The organism is Treponema sp. R6D11 (genome assembly GCF_054786075.1).
The window spans coordinates 1-775 of the sequence record NZ_BDHD01000564.1 but is presented as its reverse complement, the minus strand read 5'-3'; the positions used below and the strand labels follow the sequence as shown (position 1 = coordinate 775).

At 40.4% G+C, this 775-nt stretch carries 1 protein-coding gene; it reads right to left on the bottom strand.

What is annotated here, in order from left to right; all coding sequences use genetic code 11:
- Positions 1-45: 45 nt before the first annotated feature.
- Positions 46-624 carry an IS1096 element passenger TnpR family protein gene (locus ACYVTD_RS14705; protein WP_461248464.1) on the bottom strand — a complete coding sequence of 193 codons (579 nt, stop codon included), beginning with the start codon at positions 622-624 and terminating at the stop codon, positions 46-48.
- Positions 625-775: the final 151 nt, after the last annotated feature.

The following is a 775-nucleotide window of genomic DNA, read 5'->3' as shown; positions in this document are numbered from 1 at the left end:
ATTGGGTATCGCGTAAAACATGTTTTGAACCGGCGCTATTTGTTATTACTCCTTCCCGTCTGGTAATTCATAATAAAAACGGAAACGTAAATTCCCGTTCCAATTCATGCCTATTTGAATTAATTTATGAAGTTCTTCCATAGTGCAACTATGCGAAATAATAGCGCGTCGCCAAACTTCAAGCCCTGAAATGCTTATCTGTATCATGCGCCACGACTGACTTTTGGATTGTGTAGATGTTTTTCCTCCGTGTATCAAGGTAAGATTGCTTCTTCTAAAATTGTCCATAGCGTTATTTATCAATTCTTTTATGTCAGTAAACGTATCTATCATGCTGTCCAAGGCGTTGTCCATAGCCGCAATGTCGGATTTCGAAGGAGCATCGTCAAACGCAAGGTCTTCCAGTAAAGCCGCCGCGTGTCCTTGAATTTGCGAAAGCACAATAAATGTATGACGTGGAAGCCATGCGGTTTCAATCTCGCCCTTTTGCAATTTTGCGGAAAGCTCTATAACGGCGGTGTGAAGTTCCGCAACCCGTTGGCGGACAGGACCCGCGCCCTGATCTAAAAATACGGAGTATCCTTTGTAAAAATCGTCCATGCTGTCGCTGATATAATCCGCCAATATATCCCACTCGGCTTCTTCAAGGTGAATAAGAGGAGGAATTAAACGATTAATTACAAGATCGACATGTCTTTCGTTACGATAATAAGATACTCTAATATAAGATAGAATTACAATTTCAGAAATAGGTATATTTTTTTCATAAAGCTAT